General features: G+C 45.4%; 15 protein-coding genes. 9 read left to right on the top strand and 6 right to left on the bottom strand.

From position 1 onward, the window contains the following. Positions 1-8 precede the first annotated feature (8 nt). Entirely contained in the window at positions 9-674 is a 666-nt protein-coding gene (locus tag ACN0W5_RS18405; RefSeq protein ID WP_417455541.1) for a J domain-containing protein, read from the bottom strand. A 209-nt stretch (positions 675-883) separates the two neighbouring features. Here ACN0W5_RS18405 and ACN0W5_RS18400 point away from each other — a divergent pair, with 209 nt between their 5' ends. Together ACN0W5_RS18400 and ACN0W5_RS18395 are read left to right on the top strand one after the other, a co-directional pair. Further along, the gene (locus ACN0W5_RS18400) at positions 884-1,177 is read left to right on the top strand and encodes a BolA family protein (protein ID WP_417455540.1); all 294 of its coding nucleotides are present in this window, start codon (positions 884-886) and stop codon (positions 1,175-1,177) included. After that, a complete protein-coding gene (locus tag ACN0W5_RS18395) occupies positions 1,178-1,537 on the top strand; it encodes a ribbon-helix-helix domain-containing protein (RefSeq protein ID WP_417455539.1) in 360 nt (119 codons plus the stop codon). 20 nt (positions 1,538-1,557) lie between these two features. On the opposite strand, the gene ACN0W5_RS18390 is transcribed toward ACN0W5_RS18395, so the two are convergent. The 5 genes from ACN0W5_RS18390 to ACN0W5_RS18370 all read right to left on the bottom strand — a co-directional run bounded on the left by ACN0W5_RS18390 (position 1,558) and on the right by ACN0W5_RS18370 (position 6,635). Beyond that, positions 1,558-2,181, bottom strand: coding sequence for a DUF2889 domain-containing protein (locus tag ACN0W5_RS18390; RefSeq protein ID WP_417455538.1), 624 nt, complete (start codon positions 2,179-2,181; stop codon positions 1,558-1,560). 28 nt (positions 2,182-2,209) lie between these two features. After that, positions 2,210-3,490: an HlyC/CorC family transporter gene (locus ACN0W5_RS18385; RefSeq protein WP_417455537.1), complete on the bottom strand. Its 1,281-nt coding sequence runs from the start codon at positions 3,488-3,490 to the stop codon at positions 2,210-2,212. Positions 3,491-3,528: 38 nt separating this feature from the next. Further along, on the bottom strand, positions 3,529-4,662 hold the full coding sequence (gene aroB, locus ACN0W5_RS18380) for a 3-dehydroquinate synthase (RefSeq protein WP_417455536.1): 1,134 nt from the start codon (positions 4,660-4,662) through the stop codon (positions 3,529-3,531). A 37-nt stretch (positions 4,663-4,699) separates the two neighbouring features. Beyond that, positions 4,700-5,245 (bottom strand): shikimate kinase, encoded by a 546-nt coding sequence (locus ACN0W5_RS18375; protein ID WP_417455535.1) that lies wholly within the window; start codon positions 5,243-5,245, stop codon positions 4,700-4,702. A 148-nt stretch (positions 5,246-5,393) separates the two neighbouring features. Then, on the bottom strand, positions 5,394-6,635 hold the full coding sequence (locus tag ACN0W5_RS18370; RefSeq protein WP_417455534.1) for an ROK family transcriptional regulator: 1,242 nt from the start codon (positions 6,633-6,635) through the stop codon (positions 5,394-5,396). A gap of 184 nt (positions 6,636-6,819) precedes the next feature. Here ACN0W5_RS18370 and ACN0W5_RS18365 point away from each other — a divergent pair, with 184 nt between their 5' ends. From ACN0W5_RS18365 to ACN0W5_RS18335, 7 genes are all read left to right on the top strand, one after another. After that, positions 6,820-7,926, top strand: a complete 1,107-nt coding sequence (locus tag ACN0W5_RS18365) for a substrate-binding domain-containing protein (protein ID WP_417455533.1) — start codon at positions 6,820-6,822, stop codon at positions 7,924-7,926. A 168-nt stretch (positions 7,927-8,094) separates the two neighbouring features. After that, on the top strand, positions 8,095-9,060 hold the full coding sequence (locus ACN0W5_RS18360; protein WP_417455532.1) for an ABC transporter permease: 966 nt from the start codon (positions 8,095-8,097) through the stop codon (positions 9,058-9,060). Further along, positions 9,057-9,833, top strand: coding sequence for an ATP-binding cassette domain-containing protein (locus ACN0W5_RS18355; protein WP_417455531.1), 777 nt, complete (start codon positions 9,057-9,059; stop codon positions 9,831-9,833). The genes ACN0W5_RS18360 and ACN0W5_RS18355 overlap by 4 nt, the downstream gene beginning before the upstream one ends. Before the next feature lie 96 nt (positions 9,834-9,929). Further along, the gene (locus ACN0W5_RS18350) at positions 9,930-11,579 is read left to right on the top strand and encodes a glycoside hydrolase family 3 protein (protein ID WP_417455530.1); all 1,650 of its coding nucleotides are present in this window, start codon (positions 9,930-9,932) and stop codon (positions 11,577-11,579) included. A gap of 135 nt (positions 11,580-11,714) precedes the next feature. Next, complete coding sequence (locus tag ACN0W5_RS18345) at positions 11,715-12,512, top strand: SDR family oxidoreductase (protein ID WP_417455529.1); 798 nt, start codon at positions 11,715-11,717, stop codon at positions 12,510-12,512. 151 nt (positions 12,513-12,663) lie between these two features. Further along, positions 12,664-12,804 (top strand): hypothetical protein, encoded by a 141-nt coding sequence (locus tag ACN0W5_RS18340; protein WP_299380935.1) that lies wholly within the window; start codon positions 12,664-12,666, stop codon positions 12,802-12,804. Next, positions 12,785-14,608 (top strand): hypothetical protein, encoded by a 1,824-nt coding sequence (locus ACN0W5_RS18335; protein ID WP_417455528.1) that lies wholly within the window; start codon positions 12,785-12,787, stop codon positions 14,606-14,608. The genes ACN0W5_RS18340 and ACN0W5_RS18335 overlap by 20 nt, the downstream gene beginning before the upstream one ends. The last annotated feature ends 14 nt before the right edge of the window (positions 14,609-14,622 follow it).

The raw sequence follows: 14,622 nt of genomic DNA, 5'->3' as shown, positions 1-14,622 counted from the left end.
ACGTTACACTAGGACGTCAGGTCGGTTTCTTGAAGTGTTTCTTTTATAAAAATGCTGTTTTTTAAAAGGCTATAGGCTTGATTGACCTTTTTGAGCCTGTCTTCTGCTCCTTTTGCGCCACCATTGGTGTCCGGGTGTAGTTCTTTTGCCAGCGCCAGATAGCGTTTTTTAATCTGTTTCAAGGATTCTATCGTTTCGAGTCCCAATATACGAAGAGCTTTTCGTTCTTCCTCGGGCATGAATTTTTGTGTTTGTTCGGGCTGTTTGGCACCATATCCGGCGAATGATCGCCAGGCCTTCCCTAAATTATCCAGTTTTTTTGCGTAATTTTCTTTTCCTGCGCCGTTCAATGGCCAAGAGGGTTTGCCCCAGACGGCATCCTGCCGACGTAATCTATCTACGTCAGCAACATTCATGTCTTTGCAATAATTCCAAGCGGTGTTGTATTCGCGGACATGATCAAGACAGAACCAATAATAGCTGTTTAATTTTACTCTGGATTTTGGTGCTCGATATTTTCCTTCATTCGTACAGCCTTCAGCCTCGCAGCAGTTTTTGATTTCAACTGAGTCCCAAGGGGTTTGTAAGGAGGCGCCGTGCATTGATCTTTTCATATCCGAATTATGGTGTTTATTATCTGTAGATACAAGTCCCAGCCTAGGAAATAGCTTCATTGTAAGCGCTTTGTATGCTTACATTTTATCTCTAAATCTGGGTAGGAAGATGGGGGTGCCCGATTGTAGGTCGCCAGTCGTTGCGTGAATTTAGCGTGAATTAATATCATTTTAATGGAAATTTTTTAAATTACATTGAAAACGGGGCATATTGATCGGTACTATGCTGCCTTTAAAGCAAATATCTATGGATTGTAGGGTGTAGTGCCATGGGGATGACAGAAACAATAGACGCGCGCTTGCGCGAAGGATTATCGCCTTCTCATTTGGCGGTAACAGATGATTCTCATCATCATATTGGTCACGCTGGATATCGCGAAGGTGGCGAGAGCCATTTTTCTGTTGAGATCGTTTCTGAAAAATTTACTGGTGTTAATCGGGTTAACAGGCAACGAATGATTCATGACTTGTTAAAAGCTGAACTCGTTTCCACAATTCATGCTTTGCAAATCAAGGCTAATACACCCGATGAAATAAAAGCTATGGGCACAGGTGGTTTCTGAATGGCGAAAGAAAATGATAACGTTTCATTTCTTTCGCAAAGTCGACGGGATCTCCAAAAAGAGATGAAGCGGCTGGCAGGAGAAAACGGACTGGTTCTGAAAAACGTTACTGTTCGCGGGCATCGCACATCACTGCGTCTAGAGCCAATGATGTGGCGCGGGTTGACTGAAATTTGTGAACGTGAAGGTCTGGCTTTGAACGAAGTCTGTAATCTTGTTGAAGGCAGACGGGTTCAATCAAGCCTGACGGCTGCAATTAGAGTTTTTACTCTTTCTTATTTCCGTACAGCAGCACAGGAAAAAAGAGGTTGGCAGCCAATCCCGGCATCGCAGTATCCTACGATACAAAAAAATAAATAGCTGATTTTTTTTGAAATCTGCTATGAACTGCCTGTGTAAAAATCGGGCCATTCTTGTTTGACGATCTCTCCATCAGAACTATAAGCGTGGCAAGTATCAATGATACCTGGGCGTTTCCCTAGGCGATTCGAGGCTTTGCCTTCTCCTTCGCCCTCTTGGCCTTTGTTCTCCGGGGGTGCGCTCTCTTGGTTTTCTTTGAGTTTCTCTTGATGTTTTATCATTGCGGGATAAAGGGTTTGAAATGTAACCGTGGCCATTGCGCCAAGCATTTCTACGAGATGAGTACAGCCTTCGGTGCCGCCAACTGCCCGACGAATAGCAGCCCGCCACCCAGGACCAACTTTCAGGCCAATGACCTTTTGAAAATTCGGTGTGATCGAAGGACAAACTGAATAGGGGCTATCATCGATACAGGCCTCTATATCTTGAACAACGAAGTTTATATCAACGGTCAGGCGTATCCACATATCATGTAGGGCTTCGCCTGCTTTGATCGTTCCTCTGAACTGATTGTCAAACGGATATGATTTGACGTCTGTAATGCGACCTTCAATATCCCACTGTCCATCTTCGCGTTCGTACCCTTGAAAGTCGTAACGTCGTTGATGAAGATTTTTTCGACGGGTTGCCGGGGATAAGGGCATATTTAGTCCTTAGCGTGTTTCTGTTGGATCATGCCGTGATCTGTTCCGCGACGGGAGACACACGTATAGATGTTATTTGATGACGCTTTCGTTCCAAAATCTCAAAACGCATGTCATGAAAGACAAAGGCCTGTCCTACTTTTGGTATCTGTCGTGCTTCGTGTAGAATAAGACCGGCGATGGTTGAGGCTTCATCATCCGGAAGCCGCCATTCAAATTGGCGGTTCAAATCCCGGATTGTTACCGTGCCGTTGATGATAAATTCATTTTCGGTAACGGTTTGAACCCCCTCGATGTCAATGTCGTGTTCATCAGTGATGTCACCGACAATTTCTTCCAGAATATCTTCGAGGGTCACAATCCCCTGCATTTCACCATACTCATCAACAACGATAGCAAAGTGCGCATGGCGATCACGGAAAGCATGAAGTTGAGCTAACAGACTTGTTGATTCAGGTATAAACCAAGGCGTGCTGGCAATAGAAATAAGGGTTTCCCGATCAAGTTCGCCATCATGTGTACGAATTGCCCGTAAAAGTGCTTTTGCATGTAAAACGCCGACGATGTTATCGGGTTTGTCCTGCCATAAGGGAATTCTGGTGTAAGAGCTGGACAGAACGTCTTCGATGACCTGAGCGGGTGATTGATCAATGTCACTGGAATTCACATCCTGCCGATGGGTCATGATTTCATCAACCTCGACATCGTCCAAGTCCAAAATGGATTTGAGCATCTCGCGTTCATGACGAACCTCTTCGCCTTCACCTTCGTGAAGATCAATCGCACCTCGTAACTCTTCTTCGGCGAATTCGTTCATTTCGTCTGCGGTGTCAGAGCGTGTAAAAATGGCCAAGATAATTCTTACAATACTCTCAACCGTGAGGGCAATCGGACCAAATATGAAAACGATAGGGCGTAACACAGGCGCTGAAGCCAGCGCAGCTTTGTCAGAGTGCCGCAGGGCATAGGTTTTGGGTAAAACCTCAGCAAAGACAAGGACAAGTGCCGTCATCGTCAGCGTCGCATAGATAACCCCAGTCTCCCCAAATATCTTGAGGAATACTGATGTGGCCAATGCGGAAGCCAAGATGTTGACGAGGTTGTTACCCAGAAGGATAGAGCCAATCAGATGTTCTTTTGCTGACCAAAGCTTGTTTACGATCTGTGCTTTTTTGTCTCCGCTTTGCTCAAGCGTATGCATGCGTGGCTTTGAAGACGCCGTCATTGATGTCTCTGCGCCAGAAAAGAAGGCGGAGATTGCGAGTAGTACCACAATGGCACTAATAGCGAGAATTAACTCTGTTTCCATGGCCCTTTCAGGGGTTGTGAATAAGGCGGTACGATCATCTAAGCAATAAAGCGTTTCATAAAGTTAGAAACCACTGCCATATCTACCGCGTTATCCAGATAAGCCTGACCAATACCTTTTGTCATAACAAAGGTCAGGCGTCCGTTACTTACTTTTTTATCTCTGCTCATGTGATCCATCAATCGGGAAACTTCAAGCTTTTTCCCTCCTAATGCGTTAGAAGATACATAGTCCGTTGAAACAGGGAGACCGATTTTTTCAAAGTGATCGCGAACTGTTTGTGCGTCCATTTCAGAGCAAAAACCTAGCTCAGCAGATAAATCATGCGCCATCACCATGCCGATAGAGATGGCTTCTCCGTGAAGTAAAGATCCATTATACCCGGCTTCAGCTTCTAAAGCGTGCCCAAAGGTGTGTCCCAAATTTAGAAGGCCGCGTGCCCCAGATTCTTTTTCATCCTGCGCTACAATTTTTGCCTTAGCCGCACAGGAAACCAACACAGCGTGTGTTCGCGCTGAAATATCCCCTGTAATGACTTTGTGGGCTTTGTCTTCTAGCCAGTTAAAGAAATCTGGATCATTGATCAGGCCGTATTTGACAACCTCTGCATAGCCGGCAAGAAGCTCTCTGTTGGGGAGGGTTTTAAGTAAACCTGTATCAGCAAGGACCAGCTTGGGTTGATGAAAACTACCAACAAGGTTTTTACCGCGGGCAGTGTTGATCCCCGTTTTACCGCCGACAGAACTATCAACCTGTGATAACAGCGTTGTCGGGATCTGTATAAAATCTATTCCGCGCATTATTATGGCCGCGGCAAACCCGGCTAAATCCCCAATGACGCCCCCGCCAAAAGCAATAAGCGTTGATTTCCTATCAACGTTATGTTCCAGAAGAAAATCAATAACCCTATCTAGTTGTGAAAAACTTTTTGTCTGCTCACCAAAGGGTAAAATCAAGGCATTGCTTTCAATACCTTCTGATTTAAGGGCTGTTTCCAGTTTTCTAAGGTGGTGTTCGGCTACGTTTTCATCTGTAATGATGAAGGTACGACCTTGTTTGATAAATGGACGAACAAGCGGGCCAGCATTTTCGACTAGGTTTTCACCAACAAGTATATCGTAACTACGTTCCCCTAAATCGAGTGTGAGGCGCTCATACGTTTCTTTATTCATCTTCTTTTATCTTTATTCCGGATGTTTTTCACGAGGTTTATGACCTGCCGCAAAAATCCTTGAGACCTTTGAGTGCATTACGGGTTGTCAGATCAGCAGAACCTTCTTCTGATTGGGTTGTGATATCTGCCTGTTCATAGACGGGATAACGTGCTTCGATCAGTCTGGATAAAATCTCACGGTGGTTACCGTTCCGCAGAAGAGGGCGATGATTCCGGCGCGATGTTCGTTCGACGAGAATATCCAAGTCTGCTTTTAGCCAGAGGGAAATACCTTTTTCTGTGATGGTGCTTCTGGTTCGTTCGTCCATAAAGGCACCACCCCCCGTGGATAGAATTTGAACAGGGCCATCCAATAAGCGTTGGATGACCATTCGCTCTCTATCACGGAAATAGCTTTCTCCATGCTCTTCGAATATTTCAGAAATTGTGCAACCAGCAGCTTTTTCTATTTCGACGTCAGCATCTACGAAAGGTAGCTGTAGAGTGTGTGCCAGCTTCTTTCCTATACATGTTTTTCCTGCGCCCATTAAGCCAACGAGAACAACAGTTTTTGGGGGAGTAAAGTTCCCGTTTGATGACATCGTACCTTTTACCGATTCATATTAATCACTTAACCCTAGCCTATAGAAAGGATTTCCCTGAAACAAAAGGAAAAGAACGCTCTAGGGAAAAGATTTCGGGGTGAAATTGAATCTTTGTGACGTTCGGCAGTGTTTTGGGTCGGGAAGATTATTTTTCGTTTATGTAATGCCCTAGCAATTCGGAAAGTCGATTAAAGGACGCGCCGAACTGTGCTTGTGATTTGTAAGCTGCATTTTCTTCTCCAAGCGCGGCGTGAATAGGCAGGGTTGCTGCCCCCTTTTGAACCATCTGGTCAGCGTGCGGTGATTTGATGACACGGGGAAGGTCCCGGTCGCCTTTTTCACTGATAGAGCGCATAAAGGGTCTCGATACGCGAATAACAGTTTCGAGGAACCAATCCGGGCAGTCTCCCCCGAGGATGATGGTTTCGGGATCGTACAGGTTTTCCAGAGAGTTTATGCCTATTCTGAAATATTCCGCCTGTTGTTCCAGCCAAGATACAACCTTCTGGTCGTTTGGCTGTATGTCCGTAAAAACATCATAGGGATTTCCGGGTTTTTTATTTAGCTTTTGCAAATGGGAAACCATTGATTCCAATGATATATACCCGTTTAAACATCCGGGGTTTCCACAGGCACAGATCGGGCCATTTATATTTACAACAAGGTGGCCGATTGATCCTGCACGGGCTGATCTACCGCCATAAATTTTGCCGTCAACCATAAGGCCTGCTGATAAATCAGGTCCGATAAAGAGATAGATAAAATTTCTGAAGTTCCGGGCGCTTCCCTGAAGAAATTCGGCCAAGGCTGCCGCTGCTGCGGCGGTTTCAAGAAACGTTGGTATGTCCAGTTCTTTATAGAGAAGTTCCGCAATGTTTTTAGGGTCGGTAGTAACATCACTGATCGCGTGGCGATGATTTCTATCATCCTTTTCAGCCATAATGATCCCAATACCAAGCACGCGTCTTATATCTGTATTTGTTTCTCTAAGGACATCAAGGCAAAGAGGCTCAATTAAGCGAATAACGTCTTCATCGGTGGTGTAAGTAGCACTGATTTGTGTTGAATGGATCAAGTTCCCAGACAAATCAATAAGGCTGAGCGCAATTTTGTTTAAATCAATTCGAATGCCGATGCTAAAGGCTGCTGCCGAGGATATCTGGAGTATGCGTGACGGTTTCCCTGCGCCGCCCTTTTTATATTTTCCTTCGACTAACATACTGGCATCAAGAAGCTTTTCAACCAGATTAGAAATTGTCTGGCGGGTCAGGCCTGTGCGCTTTGCAATATCTGCGCGTGAAATTTCATCGTTAGAAAGTATCTCACTTAGAACCAGACGCAGATTGTGGGCTTTTGTTTGTTCTAGGTTGGTCCCTTTGGGGGGCATGGAGCTAAAGGCCTTGTTTGTAAAACAGTTGGTTTAATCTACTCGGATAAAGATGAAATGCAAAATTTAATAATTAACATAATGAAACAAAATGTAAAAATTAGATATGTCAAAATAATTGACAAATAAATATTTTTACTTACGATTAAACAAACAAAATAAAAAAACAAATGGGAGTCTTAACGTGCTTGGTGTCAATAAATTTAAAAAATTAACAATGACAACTGCGATTGCTGCTGGATTTGCAATGGCTGCTTCAACAGCTCAAGCGGGCCCGCTTGAAACGATTGATTTAAGTAAATCACCCGAAGGACCGAATGGAAATGCAGCTCAATCAGTGGATGAGATTTCGCTTAGTTCAGGTGAAGCCGCAGCGGTTAAAGGAAAAAAATATAAAGCAGCTCTTGTTTGGCATGCTTCTGGTGATTGGGTGAATGCGGTAACAAAAGGTGCTAAGACAAAGTTTGAAGAGCTGGGCATTGAAGTTGTTGCAACAACAGATGCGCAATTTGATTCCGCTAGGCAAGCAAGCGATGTTGAGAATGTAATGGCTTTGAACCCTGATATCATTCTGACATTGGTTGTTGACCCGGTAAGTGGTGGGGCCGCCTTCAAACCCGCTGTTGATAAAGGGACAGAGCTTGTTTTGCTTTCAAACCCTATCGCAGGTTACAAACCAAATAGCGAGTATACAGGTATTGTAACAGATGACATGTACGGTATGGGTGTTGCCGCAGCTGAAATGATGAGCGATGGGATAGGCGGTGAAGGAAATATTGGTTTTATTTATCATGATGCTAGCTACTTTATAACGAATAATCGTGATAATGCCTTTCGAACAGCCATTCAGGAAAAGCACAAGGACATAAAAATTGTCTCTGAAAAGGGGTTTACTGAAGAAGGACAGACCTTTGAACTGGCTTCAGCGATGATTCTTCAGAACCCGGACCTGAAGGGGATTTATGTTGCTTGGGATGTTGCTGCCGAGGGCGTTATTGAAGCTTTGCGCGCACAAGGTCGTCGTGACGTAAAAGTAATTACACACGATTTGGGGCAAAATAATGCGCTAGATATGATAAAGAAGGGGAATATGTATGGCACGGTTGCTGACAGACCCTTTGAGATAGGTCAAGCCATGGCAATGCTTGGCGTTTATGGGCTTTTGGATAAAGAATCACCTGCATTTTCTGTTGTTGGGTATGATAAGGTGACGAAAGAAAACTTGGCGATTACGTGGGAAAAATCTTTACGTCGGCCTATCCCGGAAAAACTGAGTGAAGCTCTTAAGTAGTAAGGTCGTTATACTTCTGCTTTACGATCACTTATTCTGACTTATCCTCTGGGGAATGGGGGATGGAAACATTGCCCATTCCTCTCTTTTTTGTTTGCGATTTGCTAAGCTTTTGCTTTCCTTTCGGTGAGCACAAAGAGAACTTACGGAATTGACCAAGGTGCTGACATGACTTTACTGTCTGAAACCCGATCTGCGGTGTTTCATAGAATCCTTAATCGCGAATATTTTGTTTATTACGCACTAATACTTGTGATTGCTTTTTTTGCTATCGTCCTTGCTGATACAGCCTTTTTATCCACACCAAATTTTATGAACATCATACGGCAGACGACACCCATTACTGTTATGGCTGTGGGGATGACATTCGCGTTGGCCGTTGGGCATATTGATCTTTCTGTTGGGTCAGTTGTCGCTCTCTCAGCTCTTGTCTGTAGTTTGCTGGTTGATGTGGTGCCATGGCCATTTGCTGTTTTTGCAGGTCTGTGTGCCGGAATGCTGGTGGGCTTGATTAACGGCGTTCTAACAGAATGGCTTAAAGTTTCGTCCTTATTAATCACGCTTGGTTCAATGGGGGTAATTTCAGGTGTTGCTCGTGTGATCACCAATCTGGAATCAATCCCGGTTACCAATGATACCTTCACATTTGTTTTTGGCTCGGGAAGTTTGGGGCCGATATCTGTCATGTTCATTTGGACACTATTGGCGCTTGTGCTGGGATGGGTTTTCCTGTCGAAAACTAGGTTTGGCAGCCATCTATTGGCTGTCGGCGGAAATCCAACGGCATCGCGTGCTTTGGGCATTAATGTTGTTAAGGTGAAAATTACAGCAATGGTCATTGCAGGTGGAGCGGCGGCAATGGCGGGGATGCTTTATGCTGGGCGGTTACACGGTGCAAGATACAGCCTTGGTGAAGCGGATCTCCTTACTGTTATTGCCGCGGTAGCAATTGGCGGTACAAGTCTTTTTGGTGGGCGTGCATCTGTCGCAGGTGCTGTGGTTGGTTCTTGGCTCATGGGCGTAATTAATAACGGTCTTATTTTGTGGGGCTTCTCTACAAACGAACAGATTATTGCCAGAGGGCTTATTCTGATCGTTGCCGTTGCTATTGGTGTGAAGGAGGACAGAAAATGACTGCTGAATATCATGTGCCGGATACTGCGCTTGAAGTCAGAGAAATTCATAAATCCTTTGGTGGTGTGCAAGCCTTGAAAGGGGTGAGCTTTTCGATCCTGAAAGGTGAAGTGGTTGGCCTTTTAGGGGATAACGGCGCAGGTAAATCGACATTGGTTCGCTGTATATCCGGGGTGCACCCCCAAGATAGCGGAGAGATTATTATAAACGGTCACGAGGTTGATATAAAATCCCCGCAAGATGCTAGAGATCAAGGGATTGAGACCGTATTTCAGGACTTGGCTGTTATTCCAAATTTTGATGTTTCCAAGAATTTGTTTCTAAACCGCGAAATTCTTTCATCCAATCCTGTTCTGAAGTTTTTCGGATGGTTGGATCATAAGGAGATGAACAGGCAAAGTGAAATTGCCCTGAAGCGCCTTAATTCTCGTATTCCGTCTTTCAGTGAAGAAATCAAAAATCTGTCTGGTGGACAGCGACAGGCTGTGTCCATTGCTCGAGCGGTGAATTGGGGGGCCGATATTGTCATTATGGATGAGCCCACCGCCGCACTGGGGGTCGAGCAGGCGGCGCAGGTGAATAATTTGATTAAGCTGATCAGTTCTCAGGGAATTGCTGTGTTGTTGATTAGTCATAACATTCAGCATGTCATGGAAGTTTGCCACCGTGCGGTTGTTTTGCGTCATGGTCGTGCCGCTGCAGATGTTAGGATTGACGATATAACGCCAGATGATCTCGTCGGGCTTATCACCGGGGCTAAGCGTGCGGCTTGATCCAGTTTTGGTCAAAGCTGCGTGGTGAACATTTAAAGCAAAATCACGCAAGGTAATTGGCGTCGTCTAATTACCAAAATAGAAGGTAAAAGAACAATGGGTGTAATGGAAAATGCACGTGCGGAAGCGCGTGGGTTAATAGCGAAGCTTACGTTGGAACAAAAGGTCGGTCAGCTTTTTATGTTGGCTTTCGGTGGCAAAGATTTGTCCTATGCAAAAGAGCTTGTTCAGCAACGTTTTGTATCCGGGTTCTATATTTCTCAAGATAATGCCGAGACTATATCAGAAGCAAAAAATCTGACGGAAGCCCTTCAAGAATCTGCGCGTTCTACAAAATTTGATTTACCGCTGATTCTTGGTGTGGATCAAGAGGGAGCATGGGGTGTTGCTGTTTCTGAGACCACAACAGGGCCGGGAAATCTTGCCCTGGGATCTGCTGATGATACGACTTTAACACGCGATATGTACGGGATATACGCACAAGAAATGATGGCGTGTGGCTATAACGTCATTTTGTCCCCTTGTTCTGATATCAATAGTAATCCTGATAACCCGATTATTGGAACCCGTTCGTTCGGGGAAGATAGAGATAAGGTTTCCCGACATGTGAAAGCCGCTGTTGAAGGGGCTTTGAGCAATCATATTGTTTGTTGCGGGAAACATTTTCCCGGACATGGGGATACAGGTGAAGACAGTCATCGCTTGTTACCAACGGTCGATAGAAGTATGGCATATTTGTTAGATCAAGACCTTGTTCCTTTCCAGGTTGGTATTGATGCCGGGTTGCCTATGATCATGACGTCTCACATTAATTTTCCGCAGATTGATCCAGATTATCCTGCGACCCTTTCCCGAAAAATCATGCATGATTTGCTGCGGAAGAGAATGGGGTTTGAGGGCGTGATTGTCACTGACAGTATGAATATGTGGGGGATGCGGAAAAATTATGACCCAGCTGAATCCGCAATTCTGGCCCTGAAAGCGGGGTGCGATATTGTCATGCTGTCTGAAGAGCACTACGAGCACGATGCATCCAACTATGTTGCCAAACAAATGGCGACCATTGATGGCGTGATACAGGCCGTTAACAAAGAGGATTTAGCGCTTGATGTCGTTGAAAATGCTCTGGAAAGAATATTTAGCTTGAGGCTTCAACTTGCTAGGAATGAAAATCTTCGTAACAAGGGTTCTGATGATGTCTTAACAGAGCGTCATCAAGACGTTGCGGGTCGCGCCGCAGAGAAGGCCATTCGCGTTGTTCGTGATCGGGACGATCTACTGCCACTTAAGGGGAAGGTAAAGTTGATTGGCCTTAGTGGTGCCGAGGCACATAAAATGGTGGTAAATACGCGTGGCATTGGGCCGAATGATCCTCAGGCCGCTTTTGATGTATTTTGTGAAGAACTCAGAGACTCTTCTGCCGATATTGAGTTTTTATCAGAAACGGACCTTCAGGATTATCTTATTGGTAAAGTACATTTTGATGAGGGTGATATTATTCTTGCTGTAAGCGAGGATTATCCTCTTCCCGGTATGGATTACGATGTTGATTTCCAAAAAGAACGTTTGAACCAACTGATCCATATAACCAAGGGAAAAATGGTGGTTTGTGCACTCAGAAGCGATTATGAGCTAAGATCTCATCCAGGTTTAAGTACCTATGTGGCTGCGTATTCAAGTCGTGCTTGTTCGGCGCGGGCAATGGCTCAGTTTGTGGTTGAATCAATAGGTGAGGGCGGGGGCTAAACTCTCACAATCAAACTGAAAGTCATGTGTCTTATTCTGACGCATTTGGTATTTAAATGCAGCCAATATGTATGGTGATTTCTTTCTGAGTCTCTAGGATTATCTATTGAAATAGAATGTAGAGGGACTTGAGAGATGGACCTGAATCTTCATGGGTATCGTGTGCTGATTACTGCTGGGGGTGCTGGACTTGGCCGAGCTATGGCAGAAGCTTTCTTGTGTGAAGGGGCTGATGTTCATATTTGTGATATTGATCAAGAGGCTTTAGATAGCTTTTGTTTTGAGGGACGTTCCGAGAAAATAGGAACGTTAACAAAAAGCCTTCTTGATGTTACGGATGAGCAAGGCGTTAAAAGTTTGTTTGACGATCTAAAGGCTAATTTCAATGGCTTGGATGTGTTGGTGAATAATGTTGGCACAGCCGGTCAGACAGGTGAACTTGAAAATCTGGATTATGGTGCGTGGCAAAAATGTATTTCTGTGAATATTGATTCGCAATTTCTCTTTTCTCGTGAAGCTATTCCCGTGATGAAAAAGCAAAAAAGCGGGGCAATATTTAATTTATCTTCTACCGGGGGATTATTTGGCTTTCCTTATCGGACGCCTTATGCGGCTGCGAAGTGGGCTGTTGTTGGCATTACTAAAACGATGGCGATGGAGCTTGGGCCCTTTGGTATACGGGTTAATGCCGTAGCACCTGGTTCTGTATCCGGGTCACGAATGGATCGGGTAATTGAAGCGTCTGCACAAAGCCAAGGTGTTTCTGTGGATGTTGTCCGCGAACAGTTCGAAAAACAGACGTCGATGAGAACTTTTGTCTCCCCCGAAGATATCGCAAATATGATACTCTTTGCGTCTTCACCAAAGGGAAGCAAAATATCCGGGCAAATTTTGACAGTAGATGGGCATACAGAGGGGTTATCTGTATGCTAAGGCCCAAATAAAAGCCTCCGTATCTCAACAGGTTGTTTACAGAAGCAAAACCGGGTTTTAGACTGTCCCAATCTCGCCATACTCTGCTGATAGATATATGGTGGTATGAATAATTTATTGACCCAAACAGATAGAGTGAAGCTTACGCTCCATGAAGAAATTCGGCCTTTTTGTCTTTGTTATCCTGATCGGTGCTTTACTCGCAGGAGGAGTTTTCCTTTTGACGTGGGATATTCCCGCGCCTTCTGCAAACGTGGAAAAGGTCATTCCTAATGATCGCCTCACAAATTAACATGTCCTTTAAGCTGTCTAAATCAGTCCTTGCGGGAACTGCGTTAAGGCTTTCCGTCGCGGCACTGTCTATCGGGGTAGGGGCATCAGCGTATGCCCAGACGCAATTAATTCCGCAGCAACCGACACCGAACTCATCAGTAACGGGAGAACCTCTGATCAAGGCTCCTGCTTCACCTGTTGTAGAGAGCACACCGATTAGTTCTGGTGGAATACAGGTTAATAGCCTTGGTGGTCTGGATTTAGATAGCATTGGAACTCTTAGTCCAGAGCAAGGTGGTCTTGGCTATGATATGTGGCGACAAAGCTCCTTACAGGATGTTTTTTCCCTGATTAAGCAAATGCCTGTCAGCTACAGTTCTGCTGTTGGAAACGATCTTGCTAAGCGGCTTTTACTATCAAGTGCCGGACGGCCATTGGATGATAAACCCTTGCAGAGTGAGCAAAGCCTTTTGTCACTCCGTTTGGAAAAGCTTGCAGAACTGGGTGCCTATACTGACCTCGATAATCTGTTCCAGCGAATCCCAACACGTTCCGATAACGAGCAACAGGCTCGGTATCGAAGTGATAGCTTGTTGATGACGGGGAAAAACGGAGATGCTTGTCAGGTGATTCAGGGCATGTCCGCGACTGGTAAGGACAGTTACTGGATACGTGGCATGGTTTATTGCCACTTCCTGCAAAAACAAGTTGATCAGGCTCTATTGAGTCTGGACCTTCTAAGAGAGACGGGCGAGGAAGCGGATCCTCTTTTTGAAGAACTTGCCCTTGCGGCATCTGGTGCAAATATCAAGTTTTCCGGGAAAAGTGCTGGACGAGTTGAGCCTATTCACTGGGCGTTGGCGACACTTTCAGGCTCACAACTTTCTGAGGAATTGGATAATTTTCTCAACCCAGGTGTTCGGAACGCTTTGATCCATGACGAAGGCTATCCGCTGGAACGACGGGTTTATGCTGCGGAAGCTGCTGTCACTAGTGGTGTTTTGTCATCTGATGAACTTGTTAATCTGTATAGTGGCTATGCCTTTGAACCAGAAGAAATTGATGCTGTTGTCGGTGGTCAGATAAATCGCGAAGGGCCAGCTTTGCGCGCCTTGTTCTTACAAGCTTCCCAGCTACAGGCCGTTCCTGCGGCAAGAGCCGAGATTGTCAAAGCAGCACTGGATCAGGCCGGCAAAGATGGAACCAGTTTCCTGATGTCACGAGTCATCGCAGACCTGGTCTCTGAAATTCCGCATTCTTCTGATTTGACCTGGTTTGCTTTGCCAGCCGGACGAACACTCTATCTGGCGGGACAGCGTGAACGGGCTGATGCTTGGTTGCTTTTGGCGCGTCAATATATGTTGAGCGAAGAGACCGCAGCTGCAAATCTGACGGCCCTTTGGCCCTATGCACGTCTTTCCGGTATGGAAGGCGGCGAAAGATACGGTACTCTGAAGGGATGGGCTTCTGCACAGAGTGGCATTGGCCCGGAAGTTCTGAACCAACAATTGGTGATGTTACGTTCATGTATGCAGGCACTGGGTGAAAACACGCGCCTGAGTTGGGGCGAGCTTGCTTCGTTAGAAATTGCGTCACCTGGTTTGGCTCCATCAGCAGCCCTGCTTTATGCTCTGAAAGACGCACAAAACGGTGGACGTTTGGCCGAGGTTGTTTTGCTTAGCCTTATCATTTTGGGCGAAGAAGGACCAGGTGATACACATAGTCTTGCCCTTGGTGGTGTTGTGGAAGCGCTGTATTCCGTTGGTTTACAAGACGAAGCCCGTTCGTTGGCAATTGAAGCAACTGTTCTTAGTGGTATTTAATTGATGGCTGGTGC

Source organism: Kiloniella sp. (assembly GCF_048270245.1).
Classification (GTDB): Bacteria; Pseudomonadota; Alphaproteobacteria; order Kiloniellales; family Kiloniellaceae; genus Kiloniella.
The sequence above is the reverse complement of the archived record's forward strand: the minus strand, read 5'-3'. Positions and strand labels throughout refer to the sequence as shown.